General features: G+C 74.3%; 13 protein-coding genes. 5 read left to right on the plus strand and 8 right to left on the minus strand.

What is annotated here, in order from left to right; translation table 11 throughout:
- Nucleotides 1-29: 29 nt before the first annotated feature.
- The 3 genes from ACIQVD_RS12780 (at nucleotide 30) to ACIQVD_RS12790 (ending at nucleotide 4,782) form a co-directional block, all read left to right on the plus strand.
- Nucleotides 30-1,667 carry an ABC transporter ATP-binding protein gene (locus ACIQVD_RS12780; protein ID WP_400684568.1) on the plus strand — a complete coding sequence of 546 codons (1,638 nt, stop codon included), beginning with the start codon at nucleotides 30-32 and terminating at the stop codon, nucleotides 1,665-1,667.
- Nucleotides 1,664-4,027 (plus strand): arylsulfatase, encoded by a 2,364-nt coding sequence (locus ACIQVD_RS12785; protein WP_402288494.1) that lies wholly within the window; start codon nucleotides 1,664-1,666, stop codon nucleotides 4,025-4,027. Before ACIQVD_RS12780 ends, ACIQVD_RS12785 begins: the two co-directional genes overlap by 4 nt.
- Before the next feature lie 197 nt (nucleotides 4,028-4,224).
- The gene (locus ACIQVD_RS12790; protein WP_402288496.1) at nucleotides 4,225-4,782 is read left to right on the plus strand and encodes a GNAT family N-acetyltransferase; all 558 of its coding nucleotides are present in this window, start codon (nucleotides 4,225-4,227) and stop codon (nucleotides 4,780-4,782) included.
- Between the two features lie 59 nt (nucleotides 4,783-4,841).
- On the opposite strand, the gene ACIQVD_RS12795 is transcribed toward ACIQVD_RS12790, so the two are convergent.
- Together ACIQVD_RS12795 and ACIQVD_RS12800 are read right to left on the minus strand one after the other, a co-directional pair.
- Entirely contained in the window at nucleotides 4,842-5,282 is a 441-nt protein-coding gene (locus tag ACIQVD_RS12795) for a GNAT family N-acetyltransferase (protein ID WP_402288499.1), read from the minus strand.
- Nucleotides 5,283-5,360: 78 nt separating this feature from the next.
- Nucleotides 5,361-6,065 (minus strand): class I SAM-dependent methyltransferase, encoded by a 705-nt coding sequence (locus tag ACIQVD_RS12800; RefSeq protein ID WP_402288502.1) that lies wholly within the window; start codon nucleotides 6,063-6,065, stop codon nucleotides 5,361-5,363.
- Nucleotides 6,066-6,469: 404 nt separating this feature from the next.
- On the opposite strand from ACIQVD_RS12800, the gene ACIQVD_RS12805 reads away from it, so the two are divergent.
- The gene (locus ACIQVD_RS12805; RefSeq protein WP_402288504.1) at nucleotides 6,470-7,624 is read left to right on the plus strand and encodes an ROK family protein; all 1,155 of its coding nucleotides are present in this window, start codon (nucleotides 6,470-6,472) and stop codon (nucleotides 7,622-7,624) included.
- A gap of 21 nt (nucleotides 7,625-7,645) precedes the next feature.
- Here the strand turns inward: ACIQVD_RS12805 and ACIQVD_RS12810 are convergent, their stop codons facing one another.
- A complete protein-coding gene (locus ACIQVD_RS12810) occupies nucleotides 7,646-8,308 on the minus strand; it encodes a hypothetical protein (RefSeq protein ID WP_402288506.1) in 663 nt (220 codons plus the stop codon).
- 120 nt (nucleotides 8,309-8,428) lie between these two features.
- Complete coding sequence (locus tag ACIQVD_RS12815; RefSeq protein ID WP_402288508.1) at nucleotides 8,429-9,199, minus strand: GntR family transcriptional regulator; 771 nt, start codon at nucleotides 9,197-9,199, stop codon at nucleotides 8,429-8,431.
- A 241-nt stretch (nucleotides 9,200-9,440) separates the two neighbouring features.
- Between ACIQVD_RS12815 and ACIQVD_RS12820 the strand changes: the two genes are divergently transcribed.
- Nucleotides 9,441-10,247: an exodeoxyribonuclease III gene (locus ACIQVD_RS12820; protein ID WP_402288510.1), complete on the plus strand. Its 807-nt coding sequence runs from the start codon at nucleotides 9,441-9,443 to the stop codon at nucleotides 10,245-10,247.
- Nucleotides 10,248-10,353: 106 nt separating this feature from the next.
- Here the strand turns inward: ACIQVD_RS12820 and ACIQVD_RS12825 are convergent, their stop codons facing one another.
- The 4 genes from ACIQVD_RS12825 to ACIQVD_RS12840 all read right to left on the minus strand — a co-directional run bounded on the left by ACIQVD_RS12825 (nucleotide 10,354) and on the right by ACIQVD_RS12840 (nucleotide 17,518).
- Nucleotides 10,354-11,253 carry a geranyl diphosphate 2-C-methyltransferase gene (locus ACIQVD_RS12825; protein ID WP_400684521.1) on the minus strand — a complete coding sequence of 300 codons (900 nt, stop codon included), beginning with the start codon at nucleotides 11,251-11,253 and terminating at the stop codon, nucleotides 10,354-10,356.
- A gap of 27 nt (nucleotides 11,254-11,280) precedes the next feature.
- Nucleotides 11,281-12,573: a family 2 encapsulin nanocompartment cargo protein terpene cyclase gene (locus ACIQVD_RS12830; protein WP_402288512.1), complete on the minus strand. Its 1,293-nt coding sequence runs from the start codon at nucleotides 12,571-12,573 to the stop codon at nucleotides 11,281-11,283.
- Between the two features lie 516 nt (nucleotides 12,574-13,089).
- Nucleotides 13,090-15,594, minus strand: a complete 2,505-nt coding sequence (locus ACIQVD_RS12835; RefSeq protein ID WP_402288515.1) for a glycoside hydrolase family 9 protein — start codon at nucleotides 15,592-15,594, stop codon at nucleotides 13,090-13,092.
- A 265-nt stretch (nucleotides 15,595-15,859) separates the two neighbouring features.
- Entirely contained in the window at nucleotides 15,860-17,518 is a 1,659-nt protein-coding gene (locus ACIQVD_RS12840) for a glycoside hydrolase family 13 protein (RefSeq protein WP_402288518.1), read from the minus strand.
- Between the last annotated feature and the right edge of the window lie 11 nt (nucleotides 17,519-17,529).

The raw sequence follows: 17,529 nt of genomic DNA on the forward strand, positions 1-17,529 counted from the left end.
GAAGCCGACCCGACCCGGAGGGCCGTACGATGACCGAATTGATCGACCGCCCGCCGTCGGCGGACCAACCTCCTTCCCCCACCGGCGCGTTGCTGCGGGTGCGCGGGCTGCACGTGGCGTTCGGGGGGCGGCCGGCGGTGCGCGGGGTGGACTTCGCCCTGGGAGCCGGGGAGAGCCTGGGGATCGTCGGCGAGTCCGGGTCGGGCAAGTCGACGACCGCGCTGGCACTGCTGCGGATGCTGCCCGCCGGGGGCCTGATCACCGGCGGGGCGGTGGAGCTGGACGGGCAGGACCTGGCCGGGCTGCCGGAGGAGGCGCTGCGGGCGGTGCGCGGCAGGCGGATCGCGATGATCTTCCAGGACCCGATGTCCTCGCTGAACCCGGTGCTCTCGGTGGGCCGCCAGCTGGACGAGGCGCTGCGGGCGCACGGCGGGCGCCGGTCGAAGGCCGAACGGGCCGCGCGGGCGGTGGAGTTGCTGGAGCTGGTGGGGGTGCCGAAGGCGGTGTCCCGGCTGGGCGACTTCCCGCACCAGTTCTCCGGCGGCCAGCGCCAGCGCATCATGATCGCCCTGGCCCTGGCGCACGACGCCCAGGTGCTGGTCGCGGACGAGCCGACCACCGCGCTGGACCCGACCGTGCAGCGGCAGATCCTGCGCCTGCTGGCCCGGATCAACCGGGAGCGCGGCACCGCCCTGGTGGTGATCAGCCACGACCTGGGCGTGATCGCCGAGACCTGCTCCCGGCTGCTGGTGATGCGCGACGGCGAGGTGGTCGAACAGGGCCCTGTCGAAAGGCTCCTGACGTCACCTCGACATCCTTACACCAAGACCCTGTTGGCGGCGGTGCCACGGCTGGACGCGCCGTCCCGGGCCGCCGCGAACAGCACGCCCGGCGCCGAACCGCTGCTGGTGGTGCGCGGGTTGGCGAAGGGGTACGGTCCGCGGCGGCGGCGGACGGCGGCGCTGGAGTCCGTCGACCTGGAGCTGCACCCGGGCGAGACGCTGGGCCTGGTCGGCGAGTCCGGGTCGGGGAAGTCCACGCTGGCCCGGGCCCTGGTGGGCGCGCACGCGCCCGACGCGGGCGGCATCAGCTTCGCCGGGCAGCCGCTGGACGGCCGGCGGGCCCGGCGGGAGATCCAGATGGTCTTCCAGGACCCGTACGCCTCGCTGAACCCGCGGCTGACGGTGGGCCGGATCATCGCCGAGCCGCTGATCGCGCACCGGATCGGCGACCGGGCGCAGCGGCAGGCCCGGGTGGCCGAACTGCTGGAGCAGGTGGGCCTGGAGGCGTCGGCGGCGGCCCGTTCGCCGCGCGAGTTCTCCGGCGGGCAGCGGCAGCGGATCGGCATCGCGCGGGCGCTGGCCCCGGAGCCGAGCGTCCTGGTGTGCGACGAGCCGGTCTCCGCGCTGGACGTGTCGATCCAGGCCCAGGTGATCGAGCTGCTGGCTCGCCTGCAACGGGAGTTGGGGCTGGCGGTGCTGTTCATCGCGCACGACCTGGCGGTGGTGCGGCAGGTCAGCCACCGGATCGCGGTGCTGCACCGCGGCCGGATCGTGGAGAGCGGCCCGGCCGACCGGGTCGTCACCGCGCCCGAACACCCCTACACGGCCGAACTGCTGGCGGCCGTCCCGGCCCTGCCCGCCCCTACCTCCGGGAGCCTGCTGTGAGCGACACCAACCGGAACGCGACCGAGGGCGCGAGCCCCGGCACCGGCCACCGCCGCGACCCCTACGCGGGCTTCCCCGGCCGGGTCGGGCGGACGTTCGGCGAGTCGGTGCCGTCCTGGCCGCGCCGGGTGCGCCCGCGCGAGGGCGCGCCGAACGTGGTGGTGGTGCTGGTCGACGACCTGGGCTACAGCGACGTCGGGCCGTTCGGCTCGGAGGTGCCGACGCCGACCCTGGACGGCCTGGCCGCGCGCGGCGTCAAGCTCGCCAACTACCACACCATGCCGCTGTGTTCGCCCGCCCGGGCGGCGCTGCTGACCGGCCTGAACCCGCACCGGGTGGGGTACTCGTTCGTGGCCAACGCCGACCCGGGCTTCCCCGGGTACGGGATGGAGATCGCGGGCGACGTCCCGACCCTGGCGCAGACCCTGCACGACGCCGGGTACGCGACGTACGCGGTCGGCAAGTGGCACCTGACCCGGGACTCCGCCTCCTCGGCGGCCGACGACCGCGCCAACTGGCCGCTCCAGAAGGGCTTCGACCAGTACTACGGGGTGCTGGAGGGCCTGACCAGCCTGTTCCACCCGCACCAGCTGGTGCGCGACAACTCGCCGCTGGACATCGACGAGTTCCCGGACGGCTACTACTACACCGACGACATCACCGACCGGGCGATCGGCATGGTCAAGTCGCTGCGCGCGCACGACCCGGACAAGCCGTTCTTCCTCTACCTGGCCCACAACGCGGTGCACGGCCCGCTCCAGGCCAAGCCGGAGGACCTGGCCCGGCACCGGGGCCGCTACGACGGCGGCTGGGACGAGCTGCGGGAGCGGCGCTTCGCCCGGCAGCTGGCGGCCGGGCACTTCCCGCCCGGCACCGAGCTGCCGGAGCGCAACGGCGAGGCCGGGTACGAGGTCGGGGCCTGGGACGAACTCGACGCGGTGCAGCGGAAGTTGTACGCCCGCTACATGGAGGTCTACGCCGCCATGGTCGACAACGTCGACCAGAACCTGGGCCGGCTCACCGACGTGCTGGCGCAGCTCGGCGAACTCGACAACACCATCGTGGTGTTCACCTCCGACAACGGCGGCACCGGAGAGGGCGGCGCGGAGGGCACCCGCAGCTACTTCAGCCGCTTCGTCCACCACCCGAACCTGCCCGCCGACTGGAACCCGGACGTGCAGCGGGAGATCGACCTGATCGGCGGCCCGCGGTCGCTGGTGCACTACCCGCGCGGCTGGGGCATGGCCTCCAACACGCCGTTCCGGCTGTACAAGGGCCAGACCCACGCGGGCGGCGTGCGCGTCCCGTTCGTGCTGTCCTGGCCGGCCGGGCTGCCGCGCGCGGCGGGCGACGACGGGGTGCGCGGCCAGTACCAATACGTCACCGACCTGCTGCCCACGCTGCTCGAACTCGCGGGCGTGGAGCGGCCGGCGGAGCGCGGCGGGGTGCCGGTGCAGGAGCTGGACGGGGTGTCGTTCGCGTCCGTGCTGCGGGCCGCCGACGCGCCGTCCACCCACCACGAGCAGTACTGCGAGATGACCGGCAACCGCTCGTACTACCGCGACGGCTGGAAGCTGGTGACCCTGCACCGGCCGGGCGCGCCCTACGACGACGGCGAGTGGGCGCTGTACGACCTGCGCACCGACCCGACCGAGATCCACGACCTGTCGGCCGAACGACACGAGCTGGTCAAGGAGTTGGCGCAGGCGTGGGAGGACGCGGCCTGGCGCAACGGGGTCTTCCCGCTGGCCGACGCCTCCGGCGCGTTCGCCCTGCGCAACCCGGAGGACGAGGCGCTGCGCCGGCCGGTGACGCTGCTGGCCGGCACCCCTGAGCTGGAGCGCTACCGCTCCTCCCGGCTGGTGGCGTTCCGCTCCTTCACCGCCGAGGTGGCCCTCGACCGGCACGGCGCGGACGACCGGGGCGTGCTGGTCTCGCACGGCGACCAGGGCGGCGGCTACAGCCTGTACGTGGAAGACGGGCGGCTGCGCCTGGCGTACAACCAGTACGGCGAGCTGTTCGAGGCCGACGCGGGCGAACTCCCGCCCGGGGCGCACCTGGTGGCGCTGGAGGCGACGGCGGTGGCCGAGCTGAAGTGGCGCTTCGAGGTGCGGGTGGACGGCGCGGTGACGGGCACGCTCGGCCCGGTGCACCAGCTGATCGGGATGGCCCCGTTCCAGGGCATCAGCGTCGGCGTCGACCGCAAGTCCCCGGTGTCCTGGCCGCTGTGGGAGCGCCACCGCTCCTTCCGCTACACCGGCGAGCTGCGCTCGGTGACCTACCTGCCGGGCCCGGCCGCGCCGTACGACCCGGAGACGGTGGCCCGGGCCCTGCGGGAGGCGGCGGCGGCCTTCGAGTGACGGAGCGGCGGCCGGGCCGCACCCGGCCGAAGGACGTGCGCCGGGCCGGGGCGGGGTGCCCGGGGTCCGGGCGGGCGGCGGGCCGGGGCGGGGCCGGGGTGCCCGGGGTCCGTCGCCGCCGTTCGGTGCGGGAGACTCCCGGCAGGACCCGCACCGACCGCGGGCCCGGTACGCCCCCGACGTCCGGAGGAGCCCGCGTGGCCGTCGACCTGCGCCGATTCACCACCCTCGCGCCGGACGTCCGGCGGACCCTGCTGGACGTGTACGCGGACGTCCGGGCCCCGCTGCTGGACCACCCGAACTACCGGGTCCGGGCCTTCGCCGAACGCCTCGACCAGCACGCCGCCACCCCGGGCTTCGCCCTCGTCCTGGCCGTGGCCGCCCCCGGCCGGGGCGGGGGCAGCGCGATCGGCTACGCCTACGGCAACACCGTCGGGCCCGCGGACGGCTACTGGCGGCGCCTGGCCGAGCCGCTGCCCGCGGGCTTCACCGCGACCCCGGTGCTGGCCCTCCGGGAGATCGGCGTCCGGGCCCCCTGGCGGGGCACCGGAACGGCCCGCCTGATCCACGACGCCCTGCTCGCCGACCGCCCGGAACAGCGCGCCGCCCTGATGGTCAACCCGCTGGCGGGCGAGGGCAAGGTGCTCCGGCGGTACGAGAGCTGGGGCTACCGGAGGTTCAACTCCCAACGCTCGACGCCGCTCTCCCCCGAGCTGACGGCGATGATCCGCCCGATCCTCCCGATCCTCCCCTGAGACCCCCGGCGGCCCTCCCGGCACTCCCCCGCGCGCCCGCTCCGGCGGCGCGTCAGGAGTCAGGACGCGGCGGGGTCGCCGTCCAGCGGCCTGGTCCAGCGGCGCCACTGGTCCTCGCGCCCGTAGCCGGCGGCCTCCCAGGCGGCTCGGCCGAGCGCGTTGTGCTCCAGCACCATCGCGTCGGCCCGGCGACCGCCGGCCTGCGCGAAGCGGGCGTGCGCGGCGTCGAGCAGGGCGGTGCCGATGCCCCGGCGGCGGGCGGCGGGGTGGACGGCCAGCCGGTAGAGGTGGCAGCGCCAGCCGTCCCACCCCGCGATCACCGTGCCGAGGATCGCGCCCTCGTGCTCGGCCAGCAGCAGGGCCCGCGGGTCGCGTTCCAGCAGCCGGGCGACGCCCGCCCGGTCGTCGCTGATGCTGGTGCCCTCGGCGGACTCGGCCCAGAACGCCAGCACCGCGTCGATGTCCTCGGGGCGGGCGGCCCGCAGTTCGTACTCGCTCATGCCCCCGTTCCTACCAGCCCCGCCCGGCCGCCCGCCAACGGGTTCGCCCGCCCCGCCCCACCGGGGCCCGGCGCCGGGTCAGCCGCGCAGCGCCCACACCGTGGTGGACTTCTCGGCCGCGTCCTCCAGGTCGGCGGCGACCGGGACGGTGTACTCGGCGAGCGCGGTGAAGCGCCCGCGCGGCAGGTAGGCCCGTCCCGGGTCGCCGACCACCACGGTCGCGCCCCGGGCGGCGGCCCGCTCCAGGAACGGCAGGAAGCGGGCCGCCATCGTCCGCTCGTAGAACACGTCGCCCGCCAGCACCACCTCGTCCGGCGCACCGTCACCGTCCAGCACGTCGGCCAGTTCGGCCGTCACCGCGACGCCGTTGAGCTGCGCGTTCACCTCGATCGAGGCCACCGCGTAGGCGTCGATCTCCGCCGCCCGCACCCCGGCCGCGCCGCTCAGCGCCGCCGCGACGCCGACCAGGCCGGAGCCCGCCGCCAGGTCCAACACCCGGCGTCCGCGCACCAGTTCGGGATGGTCCAGGACGTACCGGGCCACCGCCACCCCGCCCGCCCACGGGAACGCCCAGAACGGCGGCGGCAGCCCCTCCCGCCCGCGCGCCCGCTCGGTGGTCTCCCACAGCTCGATCGCGTCCCCCGCCATCCGCAGCCGCACCTCCGGCACGAACGGCACCGGCCCGGGACTGGTGTGGGCGCGGACGAACTCGGCGTCCTCCCCGGCGACCGGGCGCACGGTCGGGTGCACGGTCGGGTGCGCTGCGGCGGTGTCGTTCCCCATGGGCGGAAGCTTAGGGCGTCCACGGCACCCCGCCGCCCGCCCGCCGCCGTCCCCTCCCCCGCCTCCCCTCGTCTCCCCCGCCTCTCCCCGTCTCCCCCTGCCCCTCCCGTCTCCCTGCCGTCTCCCACCGGTCCTCCGCCGCGCCGACGGCGGGTCACCCCGTGATCACGGACGACGTACCGTTTCGATACCGAAGCCGTTATGAGCTGCGGAAACGCTCGCCCCGCGCGGGGCCGCCCGAGTACGATCCGGGCAGACGCCCCGTCCGGTGCACCCCACAAGTGCCAGGCCGCGGGCGGCGGCTCCGCGCGGGCCCGCGACGGCCTCACCACGGTCGGACCGGCGGTGCCGCGCTCCACGTCACCGCGCGCCAGGGCAGTCGCGCGAAGCGGAAGGGCAGCGATTTGACGGACCGGCTCACCGGAGGGGACTCCTCACTGCTGCGGCGCATCAACGCGGCGGTCACCCTGCGGTCGTTGCGCGACGGACAGGCCGTCACGCTGACCCAGCTCGTCGGCGACACCGGCCTGTCCAGGCCCACCGTCGAGGGCGTGATCGAGGGGCTGCTGGAGTCCGGGCTGGTCGCCGAGGTCGAGCACGTCCAGGAGTCGGGCCGTCAGCGCGGCCGCCCGGCCCGCTGGTTCCGGTTCCGCGCCGAGGCCGGGCACGTGCTCGGCATCGAGATCGGCGTCCACGACCTGCGGGTCGTCCTCGCCGACCTGGCCGGCGAGGTGCTGACCAGCCACTCCCGGACGGTGGACGAGTCGGTGGAGGCCGAGGAGCGGCTCGCCCTGGTCCGCACCACCGTCGGCGAGGTGCTGCGCAAGGCCGGGGTCTCCCGCGACAGCCTGTGGGAGGTCGCCGTCGGCACCCCCGGCATCGTCGACCGGGACGGCACCGTCCGGCTCGGCACCGCGATGCCCGGCTGGACCGGCCTCGACCTCGGGGCCCGGCTGCGCCGCTCCTTCCGCTGCCCCGTGGTGATCGAGAACGACGCCAACCTGGCCGCCATCGCCGAGCACTGGAAGGGCGCGGCGGTCGGCAAGGGCGACGTGGTGTTCGTGATGGCCGGGCTCAGCCCCGGCGCCGGCTCGCTGATCGGCGGGCGGCTGCACCGCGGCCACGGCGGCGCGGCCGGCGAGATCGGCGCGCTCCACCTGCTCGGCCAACAGGTCACCCCCGAACGGCTGTTGTCCACCACCGGCAAGCCGCTCGACCCGCTGGACGAGGCCGCCGTGGCCCGGGTGCTGCGACTGGCCCGGGAGGGCGACCAGGTCTCGCAGATCGCCATGGACCGCTTCCTGAGCCGCCTGGTGCACGACGTCACCGCGCTGGTCCTCGCCCTCGACCCCGAACTCGTCGTGGTCGGCGGCTGGGCTGCCGGGCTGGACGGCGTCCTGGAGCCGCTGCGCGAACAGCTCGCCCGCTACACGCTGCGCTCCCCCGAGGTGGCGCTCGCCGCGCTCGGCTCCGAGGTGGTCGCGATGGGCGCGCTGCGGGTCGCCCTCGACCACGTCGAGGAACAGCTGTTCGCCGTCGACCCGCCCACCGCGCGGTAGCCGCCCGCCCGCGGCGCCCGGCTACGGCAGGCAGAGCAGGTCGTACGCACCGCCGAGCCGCGCCCGGGCGTGCGCCAGCATCCGCCGCGCGTACCGGGGGTCGTGCTTGAGCGAGTCGTAGCCGGGGCGGTCGTCGGGCGGCAGCACGCCCGCGGTCTCGGCGAGGTAGACGTCGAAACCCGGGTACATCAGCACCGCGTACGGCAGGTCGTCGACGTCCAGCGCGAACACCGGGTACTCGCCGAGCCCGTCGCGCTCGCCGTGCGGGCCGACGGACAGCACCCGGCGGGAGTCGGAGCCGCCGGGCAGCAGGAAGCACTCGCCGAACCGCTCCGAGAACGGCTCGAAGCAGGAGCCCCACGGCTCGCCGTACTCCTCGACGGCGATCTCGCCCAGGGTGCGCGGCGCGAGGGCGCCGTCCTCGTCGAACCAGTCGTGGCGCGCCAGCATCCCGCTGTCGTACGCCAGCCAGGTGCGCAGACTGGGCGGCAGCGGGTGGCCGCTGGGGAAGGCCGTCAGCTCGGGGCGCGGCCGGAGGGCGCCCTCGACCCACGGGCCGGCGAACCGGTGGTAGTCGAGCACCTGACGGCCCGGGTCCTCCCGCACGGCGGCGACCGCCCGCTCGGTGAGCACCCTGCCGTGGTCCGCCTGCTCGGTCAGGTCCGTCTGGTCCGTCTGATCCATCGTGGCGCCGCTCCCCTGCTTCACCGGTCGTCAGTGAGCAGGAGCGTAACGGCGGCCACCGACAAGGCGCCCTGACGGTCCGTCAGGAACGGTGGCGGGTGGCGGGCGGCGGGCCCGGCGTCAGGAGACGGCGGCGGCGACCGGGACGGCGGAGGCGACCTGGACGGCCGCGCCGGACTCGCCGAAGGTCAGCTTGCAGGTGTCGGCCCGGTAGGTGGAGACCCCGACCGCGACCAGCCGGCCCGCCGTCGCGTACTGCGTGGTGACCACCAGCACCGGGGTGCCCGGGGGGCGCTCCAGCAGCGCGGCCTCGGCGGCCTCCGCGACGCCCAGCTCCACCGAGCGGGACTCGCCGTCGACGCCGAGCCGCTCCAGCTGGCGCAGCACGCCGCGGGCCCGGTCGCCGCCCTTCACCACCACGGCCAGGTGCGGCAGCGCGGCGGAGGGCACGTGCAGCGACTCGGCGGCGACCGTCACGCCCTGGACGGTCCGCAGACGGCGCACGGTGTGCACCTGGTCGCCCTCGGCCAGGCCCAGGGTGCGGGCCAGCGCGGCGGTGGCGGGGCCGGTGGCGCAGTCCACCACCGTCCACTCCTGCCCGTCGCGGGCGGCGCCGGGGCGGCCGGACTCGCGCCCGCCGACCGGGACGCCCACCCGCGGGGCGGCGATCAGCGTGCCGATGCCGCGACGGCGGACCAGGCGGCCCTCCAGCTCCAGCTGGTCCAGGGCCTGCCGGAGGGTGGCCCGGGCCACGCCGAAGCGCGCCGAGAGCTCCCGCTCGTTGGGCAGCACCTGGCCGGTGGAGAACTCGGTGTCCATGGTGCGCAGCAGCACCGTGCGCAGGTGCCAGTACTTCGGCTCCGCCACCGCCGCGAGCGTTCCTTGCCCCACCGTGTCCTCCACCCTGAGGGACGACAGGCCCACCGCGACTCCCCGTTTCGGCAGGTGGGGGAGGCGGGCTTTATCCGTCCTTCTTTATTAAAGGTCTTTGCAGTAAGTGACAGTAGGGGGTGCCCCGGGAGATGGTCAAGACCAATGGGAGGTGTTCCTTGCGGATCGCCCGCCGACCCGGTATGGCGCACCGGTTCGCCCGGAATGCCGGGCTGTCGGAGCCGACCGGTACCCTCGCTCCGTGCACAGCATCATCACGACAGTCAACGTCAACGGGATCCGGGCGGCCGCCAAGAAGGGCTTCCTGGAGTGGATCGACGGCACCGAGTCCGAGGTGGTCTGCCTCCAGGAGGTGCGCGCCGAGGCCGGGCAGTTCGACGACGTGCTGGCCCGGCTCGACGGATGGCACGGCGTCTGGGCGCCCGCCGCGGCCAAGGGGCGGGCCGGGGTGGCGGTGCTCTCCCGGCGCGCGCCCGAGGCCACCCGGATCGGCTTCGGGTCCGCCGAGTTCGACTCCTCCGGCCGCTACGCCGAGCTCGACCTGCCCGGCCTGACGGTCGCCTCGCTGTACCTCCCCTCCGGCGAGGTGGGCACCGCGCGACAGGACGAGAAGGAGCGCTTCATGGCCGAGTTCCTGCTCCACCTCGGCGAGCTGCGGGCCCGCGCGGCGGCGGAGGGCCGCGAGGTGGTGGTCTGCGGCGACTGGAACATCGCCCACCGCGAGGCCGACCTGCGCAACTGGAAGGCCAACCGGAAGAAGGCCGGCTTCCTCCCCGAGGAGCGCGCCTGGTTCTCCCGCGTCCTCGACGACCACGGCTACGTGGACGTCCTGCGCCACCACCACCCCGACCAGGACGGCCCCTACTCCTGGTGGTCCTACCGCGGTCGCGCCTTCGACAACGACGCCGGCTGGCGCATCGACTACCAGCTGGCCACCCCGGGCCTGGCCGCCCGCTGCACCCGCGCGCACGTCGAACGCGCCGCCACCCACGCCGAACGCTGGTCCGACCACGCCCCGGTCACGGCCGTCTACGGCCACAGCACCTGATCCCACCGCCGGCCGGTCCCCGGCGCCTGGGTGGCGGCGGGGACCGGTGGGGCGGAGGAGAGGAAGAGGGAGTAGAGGGACAGAGGGGTAGAGGGGGACAGAGGGGTCAGACGCGGTCGGCTGCGATCAGGACGTACTGGAAGGAGCCGTCCTTGTAGGACTCGATGAACGCCTCCTCGATGCCGGTGACCAGCGAGGAGGTGGCGCGCAGTTCCCAGTAGGGGAGGGTGTCGGGGGTCAGGTCGATGACGGCCTGCGGGACGAGGCGGTTGTCGGCCATCGCGCGGAGGTACTCGCGGCGGGAGTGGATGTTGCACTCGAAGTGGGCGTTGATCTGGGAGACCCACTTGGAGGGCTGGCCGTAGCGCGGGTTCCAGCAGCCGGTGACGGTGACGTACCGGCCGCCGACCTTGAGCACCCGGGCGTGCTCGGCGAACAGGTCGTGCAGGTCGACGTACATGCTGGACTCGTTGTTCCAGGAGCCGGACATCAGGCCGCTGGCGAACGGGGTGTCGAGCATGTTGCAGACCCGGGAGCGGACGTGGTCGGCGATGCCGAGCTCCCGGGCGCGGCGGTTGCCGAACTCGGCCTGGGTGGTGGAGAGGGTGACGCCCTCGACCTTGCAGCCGAAGCGCTGGTGGGCCATGACCATGGAGCCGCCGCGACCGCAGCCGGCGTCCATCAGGGTGTCGCCCGGCGCGATCGGGCCGAGGTGGTCGAGCAGGACCTCGGCCTGGGCGGACTCCAGCCGGTGCAGTTCGGCGATCAGCTTCTTCTCGTACGCGCTGTCCTCGGGGGTGCCGAGGGCGGCGTGGTCGACCTCGCCGATGCCGTAGTGGTGGTGGTAGAGGCCGTCGACGTCGCCGAGGCGCAGGTTGACCGGCCGGGCCTCGTTGTTCCAGTAGCGGGCGATGTCGCCCTGGTAGGCGGTCGCCGGAGCCGGGACGAAGGGGGTGGCGGCGTCGGTGCCGGTGGTGGCGGCGGTGTCGAATTCGGTGCTGGTCATGTCCACGTGTCCGTTTCTTGCCGGTTCTTACCAGAAGTTGGGCAGGCTGTAGCGGTAGGTGTTGGTCCGGTGCCAGTAGTGGTTGCCGTCCACCCAGGCGGCCACCCCGCGCAGGAAGCGCAGCAGCGGCGGGGCCGGGCAGGCGGCGGCGAGGGCGGCGGACTCGGCCTCGAAGGCGTGCATCAGCTCGTTGTGGACCTCGACGGCCTTCAGGTAGCCGTCCCGGTCGGAGAGCCCCTCGCGTTCGGCGATCACCACGGGCAGGTTGAGGTGGCGGCCGGGGCTCGCCAGCTCCTTGGTGTACGAGTAGAGGTCGTTGACCAGGGTGGTCGCGTTCCCGGCGAGCGCGATGACCCGCTGGGTCCCGGGCATCGCGTGCAGGTCGGCCGGCAGTTCGTAGCCGCCGACGGTGTCGGTGATGGTCGGGCAGGGGCGGAAGTTGTTGAACTGGCGCATCGCCAGGTACTCCCACACCTCGGGCACGTGGTCGGTCTCGGCCCAGGCGGCCTCGGCCAGGTAGCCCAGGTGCAGGCGCGCCATGTCGTGCCGGTAGCGGTCGGCCTGGGAGGGGGTCGCGGCACCGGTGAAGTACGCCATGGCGGAGCGGTAGGCGCGGCGCGGGGCGTCCGAGCCGAGCGACTCCGCCCAGCCCGGCGCGTACTCCGCGGTGGTGTGCAGCGGGTCGATGGCGGTGTGCGCGAGCAGCAGCCGGCTGCCGAGGCCGACCGGGGAGCCGCCGTGGTCCTCGCAGTAGCAGTCGTCGACCGCGTTCTCGGCGACCATCAGGCGGGTGGCCAGCATCAGGTGGTCGACGGTCGGGGCGTCCGGGTGGCAGGCCACCATGTAGCGCCCGACCGAGAAGCCGTCGAACTCGCCCTCCCACTCGTCGGGGAACAGCTCCACCTCGTCCACCGCCCAGTCCTTGATCCGGCGGCTGACCTCGGCCACCCGGACGGGGTCGGGCTCCGGCACCGGGTGGTGGTAGAGGCCGGGCACCGGGGTGCCCTCCGCCGGGGTGGCGGCGGGCGGCTCCGGGACGGCGGCGGGCAGTGGCGGCGCGGCCGGTGCCGGGAGGCGGGGCAGCAGCAGGCCGCCCGTCCCGAGTCCGCTGGGACCGCGCAGGATGCGCTCCAGCCCGCCACCGGACGCCCCGGGCGCGGCGGGTACGACGGCGGGCGCGGCGAGTGCGGCGAGGGCGGTGGCGGCGGCCCGGAACGGGACGGCGGGCGGGCCGGGCAGCGCGGGGAGGGCGGTGAGGGCGGTGAGGTCGGCCGGGACGGCGGGGGCCGGTGACGGAGAGGAAGGCCCTGGCTCGGGCATCCTGGACTCCTTACTGGGAGGGGGCGGTCTGGTCGGGACGGCCGACGGAGGCGCGTCCGGCCGTGCGGACGGGGCGGGCGGCCTGCGACCGTCCGCCACGAGCGGGGATCTCGTGGTCAGCCTGCTCCGGGAGCGTCCGCGGACGCGTTCGGCGGGTCGACCCGCGTCCGTGCAGACGTCCGCGTCGGCAGCGGTGCCGGCTCCACGACCGGGCCGGCCTCAATGGTCACGGGACGAACACTCCTCGGGGAATGAAGAATTGACTAACCGTCAGAAGCTGTGACCGGCTCGGTCGGATCTTGAGGAACGCTAACGCTCCGTAGGCGCGCTCCGCCCACGGGGCCGGGGGTATTTACCTCGATGCGGTGATCTTGCGAATCCCGAGGTTTATCCGGGCCGTCCCGGCCGCACGCGAACGCCCCCGCCCCCGCGCGGTGGCGGCGGGGACGGGGGCGTTCGGGGTCCGGCGGGTCCGGCGGGTCCGGCGGGTCCGGCGGGCTGAACGGGCTGAACGGGTCAGGCGGTGGTGCAGGCGGTGCCGTTGAGGGTGAAGGCGGGCAGCGCGGCGGGAGTACCGGTGGCCTGGAAGCCGAAGGAGGCGGTGCCGCCGGGGGCGAGCGTGCCGTTCCAGCCCGCGTCGGTGGCGGTGACGGCCGCGCCGCTCTGGACCACCTGGGCGTTCCAGGCGTTGCTGACCGCCTCGTTGCCCCGGTACGTCCAGGCCAGCTTCCAGCCGGAGACGGTGCCGCTGCCGGTGTTGCGCACCGTCACGTCGGCGGTGAACCCGGCGCCCCAGCTGCTGCCCACGGTGTAGCTGACCGCGCACCCCGTGACCGGCCGGGTCGGACCACCGCTCGCACTCGGCGAGGGCGAGGGGGATGCCGACGGAGAAGGGGACGGGGACGGGGAGGCCGAGGAGGACGGCGAGGGAGAGGGCGAGGGCGAGGGGGACGAGGACGGGCCGGTGCCGCCGCCCGGTTCGGCGCCCCACTGCGGCACTCCCCCGTCCAGCAGCCGGATGTTGGCCGCGTCCACCGGCGTCGAGCCGGGGACCAGCGAAATGCCCTGGTACGACCAGTCGTTGGTGGGGTCCCAGGCGCCCGAGGAGGCGATCCGGAACTGCACCTCCTTGCGGTAGGCGGACTGCCCGGCCGGGGCGATCACGGTGGTGGAGCAGTCGACCGTGACGTAGTAGGTGGAGCCCGCGTAGAGCGTCGGGCCGCTGACCGCGCCGCACTGGTTGTAGTTGGTGGTCAGGGTGATCTGGTTCGGGATCACGCCCGGTTCCAGGGTGAAGTAGTAGCGCAGCGAGGCGTTCTTGAGCGGGCGGGCCGGCCAGGCCGACTTGTTGATCAGGTACGCCTTGATCTCGGTGAAGTTGGGGCCGGCGGCGTTCACCGAGGCCTGGACGGACATCTCCGGGCCGTCCGGGGTCTCCTTCGGCGGGAAGTTCGCGAGCGGGGCGCCGCCGTACTCGCCGTAGAGCCGGGCCAGTGCGCCCGTGAAGGCGGCGTTGTAGTCGGTGGCGACCTCGTTGTTGACGTAGTTGGAGCGGTCGTCGGTGTAGGAGTCGTCGGCCGAGCTCGGGCCGCCGACCAGGGCGCCGATCAGGGTGTGGCGGCTGTTGACGGGGTTGGTGAGCTGGTCGGTCCAGGAGCCGTGGGCGGTGCGGTGGTGCGGGTTCTTCGGGGGGTTGGTGCCGTAGCCGATCAGGTAGCTGGACTTGCGGGGGTTGTCGCCGAGCGCGTAGTCGATCTGGCGGAGCGCGAAGTCGTGGTAGCGGGCCTTGCGGGTGGGGTCGCCGGTGAGCGTGTCGGAGTAGACCAGCGCCACGAAGGAGGTGTTGGCGGCGTAGCGCAGCGAGCCCCAGGAGTCGAGCACGGCCTCGCCGCCCGGCGAGTACGTGACCTGGCTGCCGTTGACGCCGACGGTCCACCAGTCCAGCCAGCGGTTGGCGTCGTCGACGTACTGCTGTTTGCCGGTGAGTTGGGCCAGCAGCACGTAGGCGCCGTAGGACTTGTCGTCCCAGGCGATCGTCCACTTGTAGGACTTGGTCGTGGTCTGCGGCTCGGTGGAGAGGTTGGCGTAGTAGCTCTCGGCCTTGGCCAGGTAGGTGCTGTCACCGGTGGCCTTGTAGAGCCAGATCGCGCCCCAGACCAGTTCGTCGTTGTAGCCGCTCCAGGAGTTGTAGTAGCCCTGGGCGTCCTTGATGCAGTCGCTGTACTTGCCGCGGTAGGTGTCGGCGAAGGTGTACAGCTGCTTGGCGTGGGTGAGCAGGGTCGCCGCGTACGCCGGGTCGCTGTCGGCGAAGACGATGGACGAGGAGGCGAGCGCGGCGGCCGTCTCGCCCGCCAGGTCCGAGCCGGGGCAGGAGGCGTCGATCCTGTACGCGGGCCGGGCCATCGGCAGCACCTCGGCCGGGCCCCACCAGGCGTGGTCGGCCGAGCCGTTGCCGACCTGGCCGTAGAGCACGTTCGGGGCGGGGTGCGCCTTGAGCAGGTAGTCGTCGACGAAGCGCAGGTTGTTCTTGAGGTACGGCAGTTGCCCGGAGGCGGTGTAGCCCTGCTTCTCGGCGATGCCGCCCCAGGCCAGCATGGTGGTCGACGCCGCCATCGGCAGGCCGAACTTGACGTGGTCGCCCGCGTCATACCAGCCGCCGGTGAGGTCGAGCCCGACGTCCTTGCCGTCGTCGAGCGCGGAGTCGCCGCGCCAGCCGACCCGGTTGGTGGCGGGCAACTTGCCCGACTGCTGGGCCTCGTAGAAGAGCAGCGACTTCTGCAGCGCCTCGCCGTAGTTGAACGCGGACGCGGACGCGGCGGCGGCGCTGTCGGCGACGGCACTGTCGGCAGCGGCGGCGGGCGCGGTGTGCAGCGGCAGCAGCGCCCCGGCGGCCAGGGCCCCGGCCGCGAGCAGTCCGCACAGGGCGCGCCGGGCGGAGCCGGGGTGCCGGGGGGCGGCCGTGCGGCGGACGGGTGCGGGCGGGCCGGGCGGGCCGGGTGGGGGTGCGGCGGGGTGCGGCATGGTGTCCTTCCGGGGCGGCTGCGGGGTGGGGGGTGGGGGTAGCCGATCGGATGGCCCGTGACCTGCCCGAACACCATGGGAGCGCTCCCACACCCCGAGCGGCTCGGGACGGTGTCGACAGGCGGTGGGCGGCGTCCATGGTGGCCACGCCGCCGCACCGGTGTCAATGAACAACTCGTAAGTTACAGAAGGGAGTTCACACCCCGCAGGGACCCGCCTCGCCCGCCGGTGCCCGTCGGCGCCCGTCGGTGCCCGTCGGCGCCCGTCACGGCCCGGTCGCCGGCAGCGACAGGTCCAGCCAGGCGCAGGCGTCGGCGGGCAGCCGGCCGGCGTCCAGCGGGGCGCTGGTCAGCAGGGGGGTGCTGCCGGGCGGGAGGGGCAGCGGGTGGTCGGTGAAGTTGACCAGGCAGGCGAACGAGCCGTCGCGGGTGAAGGCCAGCACGCCGGGGTCGGCGGGCAGCCAGTCGAGCGTCTCGGGCAGGGCGGCGAGGCGGTCGCGGCGCAGCCGCAGGGCGTCGCGGTAGAGGGCGAGCACCGAGTGCGGGTCGGCCTGCTGGGCGGCGACGCTCTGCTCGGCCCAGGCGGCGGGCTGCGGGAGCCAGGGGTCGGCGGCGCCGTCCGGGGAGAAGCCGAACGGGGCCCGGGTGCCGGACCAGGGCAGCGGGACGCGGCAGCCGTCGCGGCCGCGGTCGGTGCCGCCGGAGCGGACGAAGGTGGGGTCCTGGAGCAGCGCGTCGGGGATGTCCTCGACCTCGGCGAGCGCGAGTTCGTCGCCCTGGTAGACGTAGACGCCGCCGGGCAGCGCCATGGTGAGCAGGGCGGCGGCGCGGGCCCGGCGCAGGCCGAGGGCGCGGTCGGTGGGGGCGCCGAGCCGCTTGTTCCCCATGTCGAAGGAGGTGTCCTCGCGGCCGTAGCGGGTGGCGTGCCGGATGGTGTCGTGGTTGGAGAGCACCCAGGTGGGCGGGGCGCCGACCCGGGCGTGCGCGGCCAGGGTGCCGTCGACGACGTCCCGGACGGCGTCGTGCTCCCAGGCGCAGCACAGGAACTCGAAGTTGAAGGCGGAGTGCAGCTCGTCCGGGCGCAGGTAGCGGGCGAACTGCTCGGGGGTGGGGAGCCAGACCTCGCCGACGAAGACCCGGTCGTCGGGGTAGCTGTCGGTGATCTTGCGCCAGGAGCGGTAGACCTCGTGGACGGCGTCGACGTCCTGGTAGGGCAGGTCGGTGACGTCGGGGTGCGGGCCGACGTCGGGCAGGCCGGGCTTCTTGGCCAGGCCGTGGGCGACGTCGATGCGGAAGCCGTCCACGCCGTGGTCCAGCCAGAACCGCAGGACGGACTCGAACTCGGCGCGGACCTCGGGGTGTTCCCAGTTGAGGTCGGGCTGCTCGGGGGCGAACAGGTGCAGGTACCAGTCGCCGGGGGCGCCGTCGGGGCCGGTGGTGCGGGTCCAGGCGGGGCCGCCGAAGTACGACTGCCAGTCGTTGGGCGGGAGTTCGCCGTCGGCGCCGCGGCCGGGGGTGAACCAGAAGCGTTCCCGGGCGGCGGAGCCGGGGTCGGCGGCGAGCGCCTCCCGGAACCAGGGGTGCTGGTCGGAGCAGTGGTTGGGCACCAGGTCGACGATGACCCGCAGGCCGTGGCCGTGGGCTTCGGCGATCAGTTCCCGGGCCTCGGCGAGGGTGCCGAACAGCGGGTCGATGTCGCGGTAGTCGGCGACGTCGTAGCCGCCGTCGGCCATCGGGGAGCGGTACCAGGGGTTGAACCAGAGGGCGTCCACGCCGAGGTCGCGCAGGTACGGCAGGCGGCTGCGCACGCCCGCGAGGTCGCCGACGCCGTCGCCGTTGCCGTCGGCGAAGCTGCGCACGTAGACCTGGTAGATGGCGGCGGTGCGCCACCAGGGCCGGGTGTGGCGTTCGGTGGACTTGCTCACGGGGTTCTTCT

Source organism: Kitasatospora sp. NPDC090308, from assembly GCF_044769485.1.
Lineage (GTDB): Bacteria > Actinomycetota > Actinomycetes > Streptomycetales > Streptomycetaceae > Kitasatospora > Kitasatospora fiedleri.